The organism is Agrobacterium larrymoorei (assembly GCF_037722385.1).
In the GTDB taxonomy this organism is placed as follows: Bacteria; Pseudomonadota; Alphaproteobacteria; order Rhizobiales; family Rhizobiaceae; genus Agrobacterium; species Agrobacterium larrymoorei_C.
Window position 1 is genome coordinate 149869 of sequence record NZ_JBBKAQ010000003.1, and the last position, 13919, is coordinate 163787.

Here is a 13919-nt window from a genome sequence, read left to right on the forward strand (position 1 = left end):
GTTTCGTCGTTCCAAAGGAAGCTTCAGTCGGTGGGCTGGTGAGAAGAACTTACCGTATTGGTAATTTATGTCAACATAGAAAATTGCCGTTTTGGTAATTTTATGTTGACGAGGGGGCGGGCTGGGGAATATCGGTATTGGTAAGTGATGGGCGACCGGGTGCAACTCCCAGGCTGGTGAACCCCACGGCGCGGGAAGCGAAAGCTCTTAAGTGCGCTGCCAGAAAATCAGGGCGAGGTAAGCGAATAGCTCCTCTGGCGTGTGTCCCATCCCGGCTCCGGCCTTCAGGACTTAGCCATGGTTTCCCCGCCTCTTGGACATAGTCCATGGGGTAGGGGGAAGCTATGGCTGGAACCCTCCCTCACCATCCTTCAAAACCAAAGATTTTCAGAACATCAACGTTCTTTTGGTTAGGTAGAGAAAGGGAATCTCATGAATCAGTTGGATCGTTATCAACAATCAACGTTGGACCGAACCCTCGCGGACGCGGAAGCTCATCGGGATAGCCTGGATGGGATAAATGCTCTGCAAGCATCTTTGCTTGAGCAAGAGAATGTTTCTCAAAAACGAAAGCGGTCTTTTGAACGTTCGCTGAAAAACGCGCAGCAACGGCTTCGCCGCTTACGATCTTCTTTTTGACCAGTTCTTCGATCAAAGCGTTCAACATGAAATCGGTGAGCATCCGGCTTTGATTTGCATCGGATATCCGGTTCGTCGCGTCGGTCAGCAAAGTGGCGACTGACTTGAGAGATTTAGCGGTATCGCTTCTATGATCCTCCAATGAAGCATTGACTTTCCGGATCATGCCGAGAGCTTCTTCGATCACTTGAGCGATGTCATCGAGTGGGTCGTTCATTTTTGATGTCCTGGCAATATTCGGTGCAGTGATGAGGCGGGATAATGCGATCGGCTCGGATCCGGCTAAAGTTGGCTTTTCATTCGAGAACGCTAAAAAATATTCCCCGAATGAATCAAAGGCTTACTTTCGATGATTAAAAGCAAGGCGCAGACAACCTTGCATAAGCACTTTCTTTTGTTCACTATTGGTTCTTGTTTTTGAGTGGCGGAGCAAGAAAATGTCTCGCATCTACGATCGCATTCGACCCAAGTACAAAACCAAGAATGAAGAGATCGTCGCGGAACTGTTTAAAGCAGCCGGCGCGGACATCCCGGCTGCGCCGGAAATCGTCATTAAGCGGAAGGCTGCTGAAATCTCTACCTTGATGGCACTACTTCATGGCGGGGATTGGCGTGTTGAGATTGATCATCAGACTGGCTTTGTTCTGATTGCTCCTCGGCTGCCTGGGTCGTCCTGAAGGTGGCGACGATCTGAACGGCCCTCCCAAGCTGTGAGCGGTCTACACCATAGGCGATCATAGCGGATCGAAGCGCGGCCTCTGGGGACGTCGGCTCATCAGAACCCGGTCTTCTGAAAAGCTTCCATAAAGGGACATCCAACGCTTTTGCAAACTTGTGAAGCCAGTCAAGGTCTATGCCGCGCTGGCCGTTAAGCAGACGCGAAATCGTCGCGTCTGTGGTCCCCATTTTTTCGGCCACATCCTTGTTCTTAAGCTTATTGGCCTCCATCAACTCTTCGATGAAGATGCCTTCAGGCTTAGATTTTTTTTGCGCTTTATCCATGACGGTAATTTACGCCTGAGAAAATTCAGAGCGAATGGCCAAAATGGTAATTTTCGATATTGACAGAAATTGCCATTTTGGTAATTTACCAGTATGGAAAAGATCAAAAACTGGCGCACCGAGCGCTCTCTCACAATTGAAGCAGCTGGCGCACTCGTCGGCGTGAGCGGTGTCCAGTGGCACCGATACGAGAACGGCACCCGCCGCATCCCGGCGGAGAAAGTCCATTCGATTTCCAAGGTTACAGAAATTCCACCTCATGAACTTCGTCCCGACGTCTTCGGAGAGCCGGAGGCAGCGGTATGATCATCGAGTTCGAGATCAACGGCGCTCGCGTAATCGTCAGCGGAGATAACCTGACGGTCAACGTTACGCAGGACAGCCTTGGGCCAGTTGTTCAACCTGGGGCATCGCGGGACACTTCGAATCTTCCGACGCCTGATCAAATTAAGCGTCTCCGCAAGTCGATGAAGATGAGCCAAGCGCAATTCGGCAAAGTGGTCGGCGTCGAGCAGTCCAGCGTTTGCCGTTGGGAGCGTGGATACGAGAACCCTAACGGCTCCGCCGCCCTTCTTCTTCGAGACCTCTTCGAGAGAGAGGCACAATCGTGAGCACTTTGGCAGAACGCATCCAGTCGCGCCTTGATGCTCTTGGCACCAATGCCAGCGCTGTAGCTGACGAGATCGGGGCAAACCGATCGCTTGTGCGAGACATCATCAAGGGGAAGTCTCGTTCTCCAAGCCTCGCGACCATTCAGGCACTTTGCGGCCCGCTCAAGTGCACGTTGGCCTATCTCGCCGGCGAAAGCGATGAAGAAGCGGATGCAGAACCGCAGCGCACGGAAAGCATCGCGAAGTTTTGGATGATCTACGGCGTCTACCAGCGCTCTCCGAACTACATGCACAAGACAAAGGAAAGCGCGTTGCAAGAAGCGCAGCGCCTCTCCCAGCTTAACCCCGGCGTGATGTTTGTCGTTCTCGAATCGGTAGACGCATTCATGGCCGACGCTCCCAAGGTTCAACAGATCGAAATCGGCGCTCCCCAGAAGGTCGAGCTTTCCGAAGACGACATTCCGTTCTGAGGTTTTGCTATGTGGAACACAGACATTACCGCCGCACCACGCGGCGAAGAGAAGATCACCACAACGATTGTAGACGGCAAAGAGCGCACGAAGCGTGAGTACCACGTCGCGCCGGTCTGGCTGGCTTTCGCAGACGGCAAGGTCAAGCGGTCGTACTGGGTTCATGAAGACAAAGGTTTCCTTGCGCGCTGGTCTGGCTGCACGGCTGCTGAAACGCCGATCGCTTGGCAGCACTACGTTGTGCCGGAACATCCATTCGCAAACACCCCGCAGCAGCAGGGTAAGGACGGCGGCGAAATCTCTGCAGTGAAGGGCAAGGCCCGACTGGAGAACGCCACTGGTGTTGAACCGTCGCCGTCCATCCATTTCCTCGAGGACTGTGGGAGCGGCGCGTAAATGGCTGACAGAACCGAAACTCTCAAGCATCTCGCCACCAAAGGTCTCGTATGGGACGGTGATCTGATCAGCAAGACTGATCGCGACGAGCTTATGAGGACCGACCACGTGCAGAGATGCAATGGCTGGAACTTCCTCACGATGAAGGGCGCGGCGGCCTGCATCGAGCTTGGGTTGGTTGCGCCATGATGGACACCTCACTCCAAGCCCCCAACCGTCACATCCACGACCGCAGCGCGATAGACGCTATGCAAGCTGATTACTCCGACCGTCTGAGAAAACAGGATTGGGAGGTTCGCTCGGTATCGCTGGACGTAGCCAGAAACCTCGTTGAGCTTTTCCACTACAGCCAAGGTGCATCGAATACGGCGACCTATCTTCACGGCCTTTTCCGCAAGGGGGAAATTTTCGACAACGCGTGCTTCGGAATCGTATGGTGGATACCGCCGACCAAGACTGCAGCTCAAGCAACCTTCTCTGAAAACTGGGAAGGAGTTCTCTCGCTTTCGAGAATGGTCATTGTCCCTGAAGCTCCGAAGAACGCGTGTTCGTTTCTCATCGCGCGAAGCTTGAAGTTGATCGACCGCCTCCGTTGGCCTTGCCTCGTGACGTATGCCGACGGCTGGCAGGGTCACACCGGTTCTGTATATCGCGCAAGCGGCTGGGAGCATGTCGGCGAGACGAAGCCTGAGCGCGTGTATGTGACCTCTTACGGCAGAATGGTAGCTCGCAAAGCTGGCCCGAAGACGAGAACGCACGCTGAAATGCTTGCTGCGGGGTTCCGATGCCTCGGCTCGTTTCCCAAGCAGAAGTTCATCCAGAAGATCGACGCCATTCTTGTCGAGCATGGTCAGCAGCCTTTCAAGGTGAGGGCGAGCATATGAAGGCCCTGTTATCTGTCGCATTTGAGGTGCTCGTAGGTGCGCTTGTTCTCACGGCAATCAACTTCGTTTTCGAAGTGAACCAGGGATGGCCAACACGAGAACAGCTTGGCTTCTATCTGTCCATTTTGGCGCTCGTCAAAATCCACGGGCTCAAGGAGGGAAGGCCATGACCTCCGTTCACATCGAAGCATCGCGCCAGGCACGTCAGGCGACATTCCGACCCGCTGTCGAATGCAGCGAAGGCCACGTCCAGTCCATCGATGAGCAGATTGAAAACTTCTGCACTCGGTGCGCGCGGCTGAAATCAATTTCATCAAATCAGGAGGGAAGGGCGTCATGAGTGATCTTCTTCGCATGGATTACATCAACAGCCTTCCGCAACCGTTCTTTATTCGCTTTTGCGGCGATAGCGAGTTCTGGCCTGTCCATGACTTTGATGTTGAGACGGGGCTGGTTCGCATTGATGTTGTTGGCCTCCTTGAGGTCAAGCGCTTCGGTGAGGCGATGGAGGTGCGCGATGGCGACCATCGGCTTCATGACGCGGATACCTTCTATTCTGATTGGGTCGATGAGGTTTCGGAGGACGAATTCTACTTCGATACACAGGCAATCGAAGCCGAGCTTATGGCCGAGGTAGACCGCATCAACCGTGAGCGGTTGGCGGCATGAGCACCATGCTTATCATCATCCCATCCATGATGGCCGGCGCGACCGTGGCCGTGATGTTCATCGCTATTCTGAGGTCGGGCGAATGAAGCACGGCCCCACCTCATACGATCTCTTCAAGCGCGGTTACGACACCGTCGAGATCGCCAAATACTTCGGAATTTCGGAAGCGGCTGCGCTCAAATCTCTCACAATCCAGCGCAGTGAAACTCTCCGACGCGGCGATCCGTACAAGCATAAATCTACATCTTGGCCGGTTGGCCGAGTGGCTTGAGCGTGCGGCGCGCTCAACGCGGGCTGGTGTCTTTCTCTCTCGACCCAGCCCGCACCTTAACCAACGTCTTCCCTCGCAGCTTTGCAATCACAGCAGCGAGGGGAACCGAGAAAGGCTCGAACCCCTCAAGGTCGGGCGAAAGGGTTTCATCTGACTGATTGGCGTCAGCTTCGATGTCTCCCTCAATTTTAGAACGGCTCATCTGTGGGCCTCCTGTGTCTCATCAACAAGCACAGTGAACCACAGGAGAACGACAAGGTGTTGGGTTCTGATCACAAGGGCGTGGGTTGTCGCCCCAAGACGAGTAGCAGGAAGCAGATAATGACTCCGAGTTTAGAAGCGAGGGACACTATGCGGTCGGCCTATTCGCTGACCCGTTACGGGAAGCTCGACAACGTTTTCTATCACGCAGTGCGGTTCATTTCTCCGCGAGTGACCAAGGATTTCACGCAACGTCGTGCCCGATCGATTTGGGAAGGAACGGCGAAGCGGATCGATAGCGAGGAAATGGACGCCCTACGGGCCGCTCTAATCGAGGAGAGCAGACGTGAAAAAGAAGAACTGCGCACCCGTCTGGCTGCGCTGGATGAGAAGATTGCCGCTTATGAAGCGGTTGTCGATCGCCAAGCGGTGGCGCGCCCAGGCGAAGCATAAGGCGGAATTGGCTGACTGGATCATAGGTGAGGATCGATGACGGTATATGTGATCAGAAGGCGCGGAGATGAGAACGGTCTCGTCAAGATCGGGTTTACAGATAACCTCGCGCAACGACTGCATAGTTTCGGCACTGCGTTTCCTGAAGGCTTTGACGTCGTTCATGAGATCGAAGCCGGGAGAGCGTTCGAAAAGCATCTTCACCGCACATTCAACTCTCAGAGGGTCGCAAGAGAGTGGTTCAATCTTTCGCCCGATGACATCCAGGCAATTGCTGAGATGGACACGACCGCTTGGCCCTCGAACACGTCGAAACCGCCTTACCCAACTCCAGATGACGAGTTCTCGGAAGACATCGTCCGAGAGAGCCGGTTTTACCTGAATGAGCTTGTCCGCCGAGAGTGGGCAGGGATGGGTGATACGATTGAGGCCGCGCGCGACAGAGTAATGGTCTCTTGTGAGCTTCCAGTCTCTCAGGGCGCCAGCCTCTGGCACAAGTCAACTGCGATGAAAGATGTGTCCGGCCAAGTCTACCGGAACCTGCGCCTCAAGTACGCTTACTGTCTGAAGGCGGAAGGGCGACTGAACGATAATCAGGCCAGGTTCATCAAAACCATCGAGCACACCGCAAAACTCTTAGCGGCGAGGAAATCATGAAACGGCTGACGAAAAGCCTGCTCAGGCGGGCTTGGGAATGGATTCGTCTGAGGTTTGAGAAAAGGAAAGCGCGATGAAGCCAGCGACATACAAAAAGGGGGTCAAGCCCAAGCGAGGAATGAGCCTTGCACGTCGCGCGGCGAAGCGAGACGCAAGCGAACCGGAGATCGTCAGCACGCTTGAGCAGTGCGGGTTCTCTGTGTTCCGGCTGAATGAGCCATGCGATTTGCTCATAGGCTTCCGGGGCAAGAACTATCTGGTCGAATGCAAGACCAACGGCACGACTTACGGCAAAGCCCTCAACAGCAATCAACAGGCTTTCAACGACTTTTGGCGCGGCGGGAAGATGATCCGCCTGGGCAGTGCGCTTGAAGCGCAGGATTGGGCGATATCGATCGCGAGCGGGGTACCGGCATGAGCCATCAGATCAGAGACATACTGAACGGCCGCTGCTTGGTTCACGTCGGCGACTGCATCGAAGTGATGCGCTCTATGCCTGCCAACTCTGTTGACTGCGTGGTGACATCGCCTCCGTACTGGGGTTTGCGTGACTATGGCGTCGAAGGTCAGATCGGCCTTGAGCCTACTCTAGCAGAACATCTTCAGGTCATGGTGGCTGTCTTCGAAGAGGTACGCCGCATCCTGAAGCCGACCGGCACTTGCTGGGTCAATTACGGCGATTGCTACGCGACGACGCCGAACGGGCGCAGCGCCGCCGATACAAAAGCAACCGGCAATGATGACCGTACATTTCGCGACAAGCCATTCTCGACCATCCAAGGCGTTTTGAAGGCGAAAGACCTTTGCATGGTGCCAAACCGTTTCGCCATCGCGTTGCAGGAGGCTGGCTGGTGGGTTCGATCGGAGATCATCTGGGCAAAGCCCAACCCGATGCCAGAGAGTATCCGTGATCGCCCTGCGACGAGCCATGAGAAGATTTTCATGCTCACCAAATCTCCTCGGTATTTTTACGACAAGGACGCGGTGCGCCAGAACATGGCGGCATCAAGTGTATCGCGCCTTTCTCAGGACATCGAAAACCAGACCGGCTCGACGCGAGCTAATGGCGGGCGAAAAACAAACGGCAACATGAAAGCCGTAGGCGGTACCGGCGTAGGTTGGCGGTACCAAGAAGATGGCAGCAGAGAAAAGCGCGTCAAGAAGCGTGGCCATGAGCGGGAGCATGAAGGCTTCCGCGATAAGTGGGACGACATGACCAAGGCTGAACAGCAGGCCAACGGGCGAAATCTTCGCAACTACGAGCCAGCGCCGATAGAAGCGTGGAATATCGCTACTCAGCCGTTTTCAGATGCTCACTTCGCCACGTTCCCCCCAGAGCTTGCGGAGCGCTGCATTATGGCAGGCTGCCCAAAGGGTGGAACAGTCCTCGACCCATTTGGTGGGGCGGGCACAACGGCCCTCGTTGCTCTTCGTCACGGTCGCTCGGCGCAGCTGATCGAACTCAACCCGGAGTACGCAGACATCACCTGCCGGCGGATCGAAAAGGAATGGAAGGTGCAGCGGCAGCCAAAACAGGTTGATCACGGCCCATTATTCGCAGGGAGCGCAGCATGACCGGACCAGAGAAAGACGCCCTTGATCACCTTGCGCCGGTTCTCGGTGACGAGCTTGCAAAAGCCATTGTCGAGTTTCGCCGGCACACGAAGAAGGCCCCGCTCACAGGATACGCCGCCAAGCTTCTGGTGAAGGAGTACCAGATCACAGGCAATCCCGTTGCAGCGGCCGAAATGCAAATCTCGATGAACTGGCAGGGTTTCAAAGCCAACTGGTACTTCAACGAACTCGCGAAGACAGGCCAACGCCACCCGCATCAGCCGCCGCAGCGCCGCACAGGCGACATGGCAGATTTCGCAACAGACATGATGGAGGGCTACTATGAACGCAAGCTTTCGACCATCAACCATTGAGGCGCTGAAATCCCTTTGGGTGGCATTGCCTGTCAGAGCATCGAACGATGGCGCCGATGGCGACCCTCGCGAACGCCAGATGGCTATCCTGAGCCTCTACGCCGACGTGCTTTCAGAGTTCAGCGAGACGGCCATATGGAACACCGTCAACAATCTCCGCTCTGGCAAGATAGAGGACGCCAGCAAGAGCTTTTGCCCCAAAGCTCCAGAGCTTGCCGTGCTGGTTCGCAGCGAGCAGGCGCGTATTGAGGCCGCCAACCGTCCGAAGGCTATCTCGTATCAGCCTGTCAATCGGCCATGGGTCGATCACCGGGAACGCCAGATCAACCAAGCATTCAAGGAAAAGCGCGCTTTCATCGAACACGCGACGATCGATCAATCTCAGGCGCGAACCAGAGCGAGGAAATACGCTCCATATTCCGTCTGGTTCTGGTCGCTCGGTCCCGTCGATACCGGACTAGGCTCAATGTATGGGCCGCCGGGCAGCGCTGAAACTGACGCTCAAATATGGGGCGCTAACCGAGAGCATCTTCCCAAGTCGGTGGTGATCCATGTCTGAATGCCCTCTCTCCGCTGCTGAGATGCGCATCCTCGTCTTCTTGTCAAACGGCATGGAGCACAAGGACATCGCCGCCGAGCTTGATCGCAGCGAAATGACGATCACCCGGCACGTCCGCTCCTCATTTCAGAAGACCGGCACCTTCAATCGGCACGGCCTCGTCGCCATGGCTTTGCGGAAAGGATGGATAGAATGACCTGCCCGCTTACACCTCGCCAACTCGAATGCGTGTCAATGCTGGCTGAAGGGAAGCACGCAAAGGAAATCGCTCATGTGTGGGGCGTCAAGCTGCATAAGGTGAACGACCTTCTAGTGGTGTGCCGTCGCAGAGCCGGCGTCACGAAGGAAACCGCCCTTGTAGCCAAGGCAATTCGTGAAGGGTGGATCCAGTGACCACATTCACCGAACTCAATCCTTATGACCAGGGGAGGTTGGTGTGATGAACCAGATCGCACGACAGAGAACCGTTTCAGACCTCATCGAAGAGTATGAGGAAAAGCTTGCAAATGCTCCCGCGGCTATCGAAGCCATGAAAGAATCATGGCGGTCGCTCGAAATGGCTGCCAGCATTGGCGGCAAGTTCGGCGGCAGCATCTCCAGGCATTCGCCGCATGTGAGTGAGCACGACGTGAAATCTGCTCTGCTGAAGTCTGGATGGCGGGCTATCTATGACCGCTGCCAGATTGACCAGATTGCCAGCGCCGATGACAAGCGCCTGTTTGAGCGAACATTCGAGAACCCGCCGGAACTTACTTTCGACAACGCGAAGGCGACATTCGGTGATTACCTGATGCGCCCACGCTTTCATATTTTGCGCGGCCTGGCGGAGGTATTCAGTCAGCTTGATCACGCCTACAAATCTCACAGCAAGGTCAAGGTTGGCGTTAGCGGCCTTCCGAAGCGCGTCATCGTTTCCAACGTCGGCGGCTACGGCTCATACGGGCGCGACAAGATCAGAGACATCATCAATGCTCTGGCGGCATATCGAGGCGAGACGCTGGCGACACATGCTGAGATTTCAGCTCTCGACGCCTATCACAGTTATGCAAGCGGCCCGAAGGCTGGAGAGATCGTCTTTGACGGGTCTCATTGCATTACGAAGGACAATGACGGGATAGAGACCAGGGCACCCAACCGCGGCCTGACTATCCGCAAGTTCCAGAATGGCAATGCCCACGTCATCTTCGATAAGGACGCTTTGCTCGACATCAACAGGGCGCTTGCTGAGTTCTATGGCGACGTTCTGCCAGATGCAGAAGAGGACGACGCCAAGCCTAAAGCTAGCACGGCTGTTTCTAAGGATCTCCAGTTCTATTGGACGCCAGAGACGGTAGCTGAGCGACTCTGCGATCGTGCCGGAATCTACAAGCCCCGCTATACCGGCGACGAGATGAAGCCATATCGCGTTCTCGAGCCTTCGTGCGGGGATGGCCGGATTATGGACGAGCTCCGCGCCCGCAACTGCAGGCCGTTTGGAATTGAGGTGCACGCCGGGCGAGCTGCCGAAGCGAGGGCTAAAGGTCACCACGTGTTGACCGGCAACTTTCTTGAACAGCCGCCGCGTGAAGAGTTCGACTTCGTGGTGATGAACCCGCCTTTCTACGGCAGGCACTACGTCAAGCATATCAATCATGCGCTGAAGTTTCTGAAGCCAGGCGGCACCCTCGTCGCCGTGCTTCCTGCGACCGCCTACTACGATCACCAGGAGCTGAAAGGCAGATGGGAAGACCTACCCACTGCAAGCTTCTCAGAGGCTGGCACGAACGTCGCCACAGGCATCATGACAATTGGAAAGGCGCGAGCATGAATGAGAGCGCAGCAAAAGCCGTGCCATGCGGCCATGAATACGAGGCCCATTACAAGCCTGTGTGGGCGGCGGCATATCGCAAGGTAAAGAACCGCGGCGGTATTGCCAAGTTCGCCACAGAGCTTGCCGCAGAGGTCGCCGCCTGGCGTGTCCTGTACTCAGTCGAGCAGCGCGTCATGCGTCGCGACGGTGAGCTTGTATTCGCCGCCAAGGCGTCAGCCGACGCGCATTTCAATCTATCTCCCTTCGTCAAAGCCAAGGGCAGCAATAAGCAAGTCCCTGTAGAGCGCAAGGCTCGGAAGGGTGGAGAGAGGGTGAGCGCATGAAACGACCAAACGTATATCTTGACCTCGATGGCGTCATGGCTGACTTCGACGCGCATTTCCCGGCGCTGTTCGGCATCGATCATCGCACTATGTTGGATGACGACATGTGGGCGCAGATCAATGCTCACCCCTCATACTTCCGCGACATGCCGCAATGCCCTGGCGCTAAGGAATTCTTCGACCGGATATCTTGGGCCAACCCGATCATTCTCACAGCCTGCCCGAAGTCGAACTATGCTCACGTAGCGCGTCAGAAGCGCGAGTGGGTGAGGGAGCACCTTTCCAGCACCTGCACAATCCTGCCGGTCATGGGCGGGCGCAATAAGCCGCTCTTCATGCACTCGCGTGGTGACATCCTCATTGATGACTTCGAGCGCAACATCAAGGCTTGGCGAGAAGAGGGCGGGTTCGGAATCCATCACACCAACTTCGCCGACACCAAGGATCGTCTCTATGCCGAGATGAGAAGGGCGGAAGCAGCATGAACCAGCACGTCACCCTTACCTACGAGGAAAGAGCAAGAGCCAACGCAAAGGCTGTACGCCAGCGCACATTCGGGAACGCCAAAGCAACAGAACGGGAACCGCGTTACTACGCGCCGCCGACGCTCGCCATGGCAGTCCGGGAGCCTCGGAATCACGTCTTGGCCTGGCATGCCTATCAGGAGGCATTGCACGATGTCAGCCCTTCACGGCGCTTCGTCAAGATGCAGTGCTTCAATCTCGGCGTGAGCTACCAAGAGATATGCTCCAAGTCGCGCACCGATCGTCTCGCCCAGGCGCGCAAGATAATCATGCGCGCCACCCATGAGGCGTTCCCGCATCTGTCGAGTAACCAGCTCGGCAAGCTCATTAACAAAAACCACACGACGATCCTGTTTCATCTCGGTCGGCTGAAGTGCAAGAGCCAGTCTGCCAAGGAATGGCGGGAGAAGAAGGCGAGGGCAGGATGAAGCAACACCCGGAGGCCGAAGCTATCTTCGCAAAGCATGACATTCAGGTGGTGCCAGCGCATGTGATGCCGGCCATCGGGCAAACGAGGGCAATAGCAACGCTGGACCGCATCAGAAACCGCTATGGAGACGACCACGCGCGTTTTGTGGTCATGACCCTGGCAGAGACAGCCAACAACAAAGCCTTCATTGACGAGACCTCCCTGTGGCTTGTGTCCGATATGATCCGAGCCGCAGAGAAGAACTTCCCTGATCTGGTGCAGAACAACGTCACTGCGTGGTTTGCCTTCTTCGACAGTCTCCCGCTGGGATGGCTTCAATACTGGGCTCTGGACCTCGACAGCGTCATATCGAAACGACACGCGCTGGGTGGCATGGTATACGAGAGAATGAAGCGAACGTTCGGTGCGATGGCGAAGCAGCCGGACCTTTTGGATGACAGGAGATCGGCATGACGGAATGGAAAACGATTGATACCGCGCCCCATGACGTTCCGGTGCGGATCAAGACTGAGAACGGCACAATCCATCGGCCAATGCGCTTCACCGAGCCATATTGGTGGGACGCGCCGCAGGGGCTTATCCGTTTCGTTGATGGTCATCTGTACGACGGCGAAGAAGGCATCACGAAAGCGATGTTTTGGCAGGAGGCAGCATGAACGAGGACATTCAGAATCAGGGCGCAACAGCACGGGCGATGGGAAGAACGTTCTTCGACAACCCGTATCTCAAGAGCGAGAACATGCCGGCAGCAACGGGGGAGACTATCGAAGAATGGTCGGCCAAGCATGACGCCTGGCACTTGGGATGGACCATAGAAAACGCGATGCGAGGTGCGGCATGAACGAAGGACAGATTATAGAGCTTTTCATTCGCGCGGCCGAAGTCGATCGCAAGTTACCGGATACCGGCAGACCGAAGGCGCTGAAGGCGATGAACCATGGATACGTCCACGACATCGCGGACATCAACGGCTGGGACGAAAAGACGAAAAGTGAAGAGTGGCGTTGGAAGTGGCTGAACCCAGAAAATCTACGCAATACGACCAACGACATGGGTTTATGGGATGCCGCCCTTGAGGTGATCAAGCTCGTTCCATGCGAAAAGAAGCGCCGTGCACTGTGGGCTTGGGCCATGTCCGAAGCAGGCGGCAAAGCCTTCTCAAAGTGGTGTCGAGAGGAAGAAGGCATTTCCAGGCAGGCAGGAGATTGGCGGAAAAATTCGGCAATCGAATGCATTGGTAGAGCTTTCGCCCGCAAGCCATTGCAGCATAACGAAAACCACGATGTCGACCACTTGCCAAATCACCCGGAAATCGAGGATAAAAAGTCCAACATCGGAGTTTGGCGCGCAGATGATGCCAGACCGATTTTAGGGTTTGACGCAAACCTGCAGGATTTTTCGTGGTCTGAGGCTCAAAACGCCAGACGGCGCGAGCGACATGCTCGGAAACGCGAAGCGGCATAGCAATCCCGAAAGGGTCGCCAGTGCTGCCGACGGTTGGGCTGTCTACCAGCTGTCGGCAGACACACTGGCAAGCAAATCAGGAAGGCCTCGAAAGAGGCGAGGTGCTAGGGCGTCAGATGGGCCTAGCGGGCGTGCCGGAAGCGCGGGATGCGCGGTCAACCTTGCGACAGCGATTAGGGACACGGGATCAACACGCAGGGGGCATGACCTTCCTGTTGAATTCGCCCATCAGGGCAACGTAATGCGAGGCGGCGACGGCATTGTCGCAATGGCAGTATGCGAACTCGGCCTAGCTGTCCGAAGTGCGGGACGTATACCGGCTACGTGCCGGGTCAACAGTCCTCTCGGGTTCGCTGCCACGGTAGCGTGTGGCCCTCGCAGCAAATCAGGAAGCCCGCCGAGAGATAGGAACCGGCAGCAGAGAGCTCACCTGCCAGAGGAAACCTACTGTTCTGGCTGGATGCAGGGGTAACGCCCTGCCTTCCTGACCACCACCCATGACACTCAAAACACGGCCTATCTGATAGTCAACGTGTTTTGAGAGGCAAGAGATCAGCGCGAAAGCGGCTACCCTCGATTGATCCGACGACTTAGGCGGTAGAGGGCGCGACGGATAAGACTGGCATGC

Annotated in this window: 24 protein-coding genes; 22 read left to right on the plus strand and 2 right to left on the minus strand. The window is 55.9% G+C overall.

Annotated features, from left to right (window positions below; translation table 11 throughout):
- Positions 1–430: 430 nt before the first annotated feature.
- Entirely contained in the window at positions 431–856 is a 426-nt protein-coding gene (locus WKI41_RS05880; RefSeq protein WP_340192571.1) for a hypothetical protein, read from the minus strand.
- Between the two features lie 359 nt (positions 857–1215).
- The gene (locus tag WKI41_RS05885; RefSeq protein ID WP_340192572.1) at positions 1216–1641 is read right to left on the minus strand and encodes a helix-turn-helix domain-containing protein; all 426 of its coding nucleotides are present in this window, start codon (positions 1639–1641) and stop codon (positions 1216–1218) included.
- A 93-nt stretch (positions 1642–1734) separates the two neighbouring features.
- Between WKI41_RS05885 and WKI41_RS05890 the strand changes: the two genes are divergently transcribed.
- The 22 genes from WKI41_RS05890 (at position 1735) to WKI41_RS05995 (ending at position 13291) form a co-directional block, all read left to right on the plus strand.
- Positions 1735–1947 carry a helix-turn-helix domain-containing protein gene (locus tag WKI41_RS05890; protein ID WP_340192573.1) on the plus strand — a complete coding sequence of 71 codons (213 nt, stop codon included), beginning with the start codon at positions 1735–1737 and terminating at the stop codon, positions 1945–1947.
- Positions 1944–2252 (plus strand): helix-turn-helix domain-containing protein, encoded by a 309-nt coding sequence (locus WKI41_RS05895; protein WP_340192574.1) that lies wholly within the window; start codon positions 1944–1946, stop codon positions 2250–2252. Before WKI41_RS05890 ends, WKI41_RS05895 begins: the two co-directional genes overlap by 4 nt.
- Positions 2249–2722: a helix-turn-helix domain-containing protein gene (locus WKI41_RS05900; RefSeq protein ID WP_340192575.1), complete on the plus strand. Its 474-nt coding sequence runs from the start codon at positions 2249–2251 to the stop codon at positions 2720–2722. The genes WKI41_RS05895 and WKI41_RS05900 overlap by 4 nt, the downstream gene beginning before the upstream one ends.
- Before the next feature lie 9 nt (positions 2723–2731).
- Positions 2732–3118 carry a hypothetical protein gene (locus tag WKI41_RS05905; RefSeq protein ID WP_340192576.1) on the plus strand — a complete coding sequence of 129 codons (387 nt, stop codon included), beginning with the start codon at positions 2732–2734 and terminating at the stop codon, positions 3116–3118.
- Positions 3119–3307 carry a hypothetical protein gene (locus tag WKI41_RS05910; RefSeq protein WP_340192577.1) on the plus strand — a complete coding sequence of 63 codons (189 nt, stop codon included), beginning with the start codon at positions 3119–3121 and terminating at the stop codon, positions 3305–3307. It begins immediately after the preceding gene.
- The gene (locus tag WKI41_RS05915) at positions 3307–4002 is read left to right on the plus strand and encodes a hypothetical protein (protein ID WP_340192578.1); all 696 of its coding nucleotides are present in this window, start codon (positions 3307–3309) and stop codon (positions 4000–4002) included. Before WKI41_RS05910 ends, WKI41_RS05915 begins: the two co-directional genes overlap by 1 nt.
- Positions 4003–4338: 336 nt before the next feature.
- Positions 4339–4671 carry a hypothetical protein gene (locus WKI41_RS05920; RefSeq protein ID WP_340192579.1) on the plus strand — a complete coding sequence of 111 codons (333 nt, stop codon included), beginning with the start codon at positions 4339–4341 and terminating at the stop codon, positions 4669–4671.
- Positions 4672–5263: 592 nt separating this feature from the next.
- Positions 5264–5596, plus strand: coding sequence for a hypothetical protein (locus tag WKI41_RS05925; RefSeq protein WP_340192580.1), 333 nt, complete (start codon positions 5264–5266; stop codon positions 5594–5596).
- Between the two features lie 36 nt (positions 5597–5632).
- Complete coding sequence (locus tag WKI41_RS05930; protein WP_340192581.1) at positions 5633–6253, plus strand: GIY-YIG nuclease family protein; 621 nt, start codon at positions 5633–5635, stop codon at positions 6251–6253.
- Positions 6254–6326: 73 nt separating this feature from the next.
- On the plus strand, positions 6327–6671 hold the full coding sequence (locus tag WKI41_RS05935) for a hypothetical protein (protein WP_340192582.1): 345 nt from the start codon (positions 6327–6329) through the stop codon (positions 6669–6671).
- Positions 6668–7828 carry a DNA-methyltransferase gene (locus WKI41_RS05940; protein ID WP_340192583.1) on the plus strand — a complete coding sequence of 387 codons (1161 nt, stop codon included), beginning with the start codon at positions 6668–6670 and terminating at the stop codon, positions 7826–7828. Before WKI41_RS05935 ends, WKI41_RS05940 begins: the two co-directional genes overlap by 4 nt.
- Positions 7825–8181, plus strand: coding sequence for a hypothetical protein (locus WKI41_RS05945; RefSeq protein ID WP_340192584.1), 357 nt, complete (start codon positions 7825–7827; stop codon positions 8179–8181). Before WKI41_RS05940 ends, WKI41_RS05945 begins: the two co-directional genes overlap by 4 nt.
- Complete coding sequence (locus tag WKI41_RS05950; protein WP_340192585.1) at positions 8150–8740, plus strand: hypothetical protein; 591 nt, start codon at positions 8150–8152, stop codon at positions 8738–8740. Before WKI41_RS05945 ends, WKI41_RS05950 begins: the two co-directional genes overlap by 32 nt.
- Positions 8733–8936: a response regulator transcription factor gene (locus WKI41_RS05955; RefSeq protein WP_340192586.1), complete on the plus strand. Its 204-nt coding sequence runs from the start codon at positions 8733–8735 to the stop codon at positions 8934–8936. Before WKI41_RS05950 ends, WKI41_RS05955 begins: the two co-directional genes overlap by 8 nt.
- 243 nt (positions 8937–9179) lie before the next feature.
- Complete coding sequence (locus WKI41_RS05960) at positions 9180–10547, plus strand: DUF4942 domain-containing protein (RefSeq protein ID WP_340192587.1); 1368 nt, start codon at positions 9180–9182, stop codon at positions 10545–10547.
- Complete coding sequence (locus WKI41_RS05965; RefSeq protein WP_340192588.1) at positions 10544–10873, plus strand: hypothetical protein; 330 nt, start codon at positions 10544–10546, stop codon at positions 10871–10873. Before WKI41_RS05960 ends, WKI41_RS05965 begins: the two co-directional genes overlap by 4 nt.
- Positions 10870–11358, plus strand: coding sequence for a 5' nucleotidase, NT5C type (locus WKI41_RS05970; protein ID WP_340192589.1), 489 nt, complete (start codon positions 10870–10872; stop codon positions 11356–11358). The genes WKI41_RS05965 and WKI41_RS05970 overlap by 4 nt, the downstream gene beginning before the upstream one ends.
- A complete protein-coding gene (locus WKI41_RS05975) occupies positions 11355–11825 on the plus strand; it encodes a helix-turn-helix domain-containing protein (protein ID WP_340192590.1) in 471 nt (156 codons plus the stop codon). Before WKI41_RS05970 ends, WKI41_RS05975 begins: the two co-directional genes overlap by 4 nt.
- On the plus strand, positions 11822–12280 hold the full coding sequence (locus WKI41_RS05980; RefSeq protein WP_340192591.1) for a hypothetical protein: 459 nt from the start codon (positions 11822–11824) through the stop codon (positions 12278–12280). The genes WKI41_RS05975 and WKI41_RS05980 overlap by 4 nt, the downstream gene beginning before the upstream one ends.
- Positions 12277–12483 carry a hypothetical protein gene (locus tag WKI41_RS05985; protein ID WP_340192592.1) on the plus strand — a complete coding sequence of 69 codons (207 nt, stop codon included), beginning with the start codon at positions 12277–12279 and terminating at the stop codon, positions 12481–12483. The genes WKI41_RS05980 and WKI41_RS05985 overlap by 4 nt, the downstream gene beginning before the upstream one ends.
- Positions 12480–12668 (plus strand): CrpP-related protein, encoded by a 189-nt coding sequence (locus tag WKI41_RS05990; protein WP_340192593.1) that lies wholly within the window; start codon positions 12480–12482, stop codon positions 12666–12668. Before WKI41_RS05985 ends, WKI41_RS05990 begins: the two co-directional genes overlap by 4 nt.
- 89 nt (positions 12669–12757) lie before the next feature.
- A complete protein-coding gene (locus WKI41_RS05995; protein WP_340192594.1) occupies positions 12758–13291 on the plus strand; it encodes a hypothetical protein in 534 nt (177 codons plus the stop codon).
- Positions 13292–13919: the final 628 nt, after the last annotated feature.

Excerpts from the sequence above, each read along its gene's own strand:
- WKI41_RS05880 (WP_340192571.1), bottom strand. The coding sequence starts at position 856 with ATGAACGACCCACTCGATGACATCGCTCAAGTGATCGAAGAAGCTCTC.
- WKI41_RS05885 (WP_340192572.1), bottom strand. The coding sequence starts at position 1,641 with ATGGATAAAGCGCAAAAAAAATCTAAGCCTGAAGGCATCTTCATCGAA.
- WKI41_RS05890 (WP_340192573.1), top strand. The coding sequence starts at position 1,735 with ATGGAAAAGATCAAAAACTGGCGCACCGAGCGCTCTCTCACAATTGAA.
- WKI41_RS05895 (WP_340192574.1), top strand. The coding sequence starts at position 1,944 with ATGATCATCGAGTTCGAGATCAACGGCGCTCGCGTAATCGTCAGCGGA.
- WKI41_RS05905 (WP_340192576.1), top strand. The coding sequence starts at position 2,732 with ATGTGGAACACAGACATTACCGCCGCACCACGCGGCGAAGAGAAGATC.
- WKI41_RS05910 (WP_340192577.1), top strand. The coding sequence starts at position 3,119 with ATGGCTGACAGAACCGAAACTCTCAAGCATCTCGCCACCAAAGGTCTC.
- WKI41_RS05915 (WP_340192578.1), top strand. The coding sequence starts at position 3,307 with ATGGACACCTCACTCCAAGCCCCCAACCGTCACATCCACGACCGCAGC.
- WKI41_RS05920 (WP_340192579.1), top strand. The coding sequence starts at position 4,339 with ATGAGTGATCTTCTTCGCATGGATTACATCAACAGCCTTCCGCAACCG.
- WKI41_RS05925 (WP_340192580.1), top strand. The coding sequence starts at position 5,264 with ATGACTCCGAGTTTAGAAGCGAGGGACACTATGCGGTCGGCCTATTCG.
- WKI41_RS05930 (WP_340192581.1), top strand. The coding sequence starts at position 5,633 with ATGACGGTATATGTGATCAGAAGGCGCGGAGATGAGAACGGTCTCGTC.
- WKI41_RS05935 (WP_340192582.1), top strand. The coding sequence starts at position 6,327 with ATGAAGCCAGCGACATACAAAAAGGGGGTCAAGCCCAAGCGAGGAATG.
- WKI41_RS05940 (WP_340192583.1), top strand. The coding sequence starts at position 6,668 with ATGAGCCATCAGATCAGAGACATACTGAACGGCCGCTGCTTGGTTCAC.
- WKI41_RS05945 (WP_340192584.1), top strand. The coding sequence starts at position 7,825 with ATGACCGGACCAGAGAAAGACGCCCTTGATCACCTTGCGCCGGTTCTC.
- WKI41_RS05950 (WP_340192585.1), top strand. The coding sequence starts at position 8,150 with ATGAACGCAAGCTTTCGACCATCAACCATTGAGGCGCTGAAATCCCTT.
- WKI41_RS05955 (WP_340192586.1), top strand. The coding sequence starts at position 8,733 with ATGTCTGAATGCCCTCTCTCCGCTGCTGAGATGCGCATCCTCGTCTTC.
- WKI41_RS05960 (WP_340192587.1), top strand. The coding sequence starts at position 9,180 with ATGAACCAGATCGCACGACAGAGAACCGTTTCAGACCTCATCGAAGAG.
- WKI41_RS05965 (WP_340192588.1), top strand. The coding sequence starts at position 10,544 with ATGAATGAGAGCGCAGCAAAAGCCGTGCCATGCGGCCATGAATACGAG.
- WKI41_RS05970 (WP_340192589.1), top strand. The coding sequence starts at position 10,870 with ATGAAACGACCAAACGTATATCTTGACCTCGATGGCGTCATGGCTGAC.
- WKI41_RS05975 (WP_340192590.1), top strand. The coding sequence starts at position 11,355 with ATGAACCAGCACGTCACCCTTACCTACGAGGAAAGAGCAAGAGCCAAC.
- WKI41_RS05980 (WP_340192591.1), top strand. The coding sequence starts at position 11,822 with ATGAAGCAACACCCGGAGGCCGAAGCTATCTTCGCAAAGCATGACATT.
- WKI41_RS05985 (WP_340192592.1), top strand. The coding sequence starts at position 12,277 with ATGACGGAATGGAAAACGATTGATACCGCGCCCCATGACGTTCCGGTG.
- WKI41_RS05990 (WP_340192593.1), top strand. The coding sequence starts at position 12,480 with ATGAACGAGGACATTCAGAATCAGGGCGCAACAGCACGGGCGATGGGA.
- WKI41_RS05995 (WP_340192594.1), top strand. The coding sequence starts at position 12,758 with ATGAACCATGGATACGTCCACGACATCGCGGACATCAACGGCTGGGAC.